Here is a 1,332-nt window from a genome sequence, read left to right as displayed (position 1 = left end):
GACTTTGAGCCTCTACGGGCGTGATTTGATTGCCAGGACACCAGCTTATTAAAAACCGTGCTGGCTTGCCGAATAAGGCTATCACGCCCGCCACTCCAAGTAAAGTGGACGCATTGAAGTTAGATAGCGGTCTGTTCTAACTGATGCTGAAGCTTGTACTCCCTTGGTGTCAAATAGTCTAATGACTCATGAATACGAATGTTATTAAACCAATTGACGTAATCAAACAATTCGAGATCCAACTCTTCCTGACTAGAGAAAACTGTGCCGTTGACGAACTCTGTTTTAATTGTTTTAAAGGTTGCTTCAGCAACTGCATTGTCGTATGGCGTGCCTTTATGGCTTAATGATCTGTCGATGCCAAATGTAATTAGTGCTTCATCAATTAATTGATTTTTAAACTCACTTCCACGGTCTGTATGGAATAATTCAAGGTGATTTAAGTTGTATGGTACTGTCGCAAAGGCGCGTTGAACTAACTTTGCATCCTTGTGTCGACCAGCGCTGTGACCAATGATTTCACGGTTGTGTAGATCAACCAGCACACAAATATAATGCCATCTTTGTCGCACTCGAACGTAGGTCAAATCACTTACAACTACTTTCAATGGCTGGTCCTGGGTAAATGCACGGTTTAACACATTGCCAACGTCAGATTCATTTACAGTTGTCTTTTTAGGCTTAAACTGGGCAACTGTGTATTTAGAGACAAGTCCTTGGTCTTTCATAATTCTGCCAATGCGGCGGCGAGAGACCTGCCAGCCTTTCTTTTGAAGTTCTATTTTGATTTTCCGTTGTCCATAGACGCGTCTATTTTCCTTGAATATTTCCTTAATTAACTTGGTTAGTTCCTCTTCTTCTTTTGTATCACGTTCTTTCGCCTCATAATAGTAGGTGCTTCTAGGAATTTGCAGGACTTCGCACATTGCTGATACCGAGTATTTGTGTCGATTATTACGAATCACATCTACCTTCGTCCCATGATCAGCGCGGCTTGCTTTAAAATATCATTTTCCATGGAAAGTCTTTGGTTTTCTTTACGTAATTTGATTAGCTCTTCCTGTTCGGGGGTTCGATTATTTTTTTCTTCAAAAGAACCAGATGAGTTATACTGGCTAACCCACCTATCAAAAGAGGACGGTGTCAACTCGTATTCTTTGATAATCTCGGCTCTTGGTTTACCAGAAGCATGCAGCTGAACAATTTGTTCTTTGAATTCTTTTGAGAATGTTCTTCTTTTTCTTTTGGTCATGACTGACTCTCCTCCGACTTATTGTTGAGTTAAGTTTATATGACCTTAAAATATTTGTCTAACTAAGTGTAACCGATTCA

Annotated in this window: 1 protein-coding gene; it reads right to left on the bottom strand. The window is 40.2% G+C overall.

Going from position 1 to position 1,332, the window contains the following annotated elements; all coding sequences use genetic code 11:
- Positions 1–119: 119 nt before the first annotated feature.
- Positions 120–1,252, bottom strand: a protein-coding gene (locus WKT09_RS13635; protein ID WP_340416555.1) for an IS3 family transposase whose coding sequence is annotated in 2 segments (ribosomal slippage) — positions 120–1,003 and positions 1,003–1,252 — 1,134 coding nt in all. Because the reading frame shifts where the segments join, the coding sequence is not laid out codon by codon here.
- Between the last annotated feature and the right edge of the window lie 80 nt (positions 1,253–1,332).

Source organism: Pseudogracilibacillus sp. ICA-222130, from assembly GCF_037892545.1.
GTDB lineage: Bacteria > Bacillota > Bacilli > Bacillales > Amphibacillaceae > Pseudogracilibacillus.
This window is presented reverse-complemented; position numbering and strand designations above follow the sequence as displayed.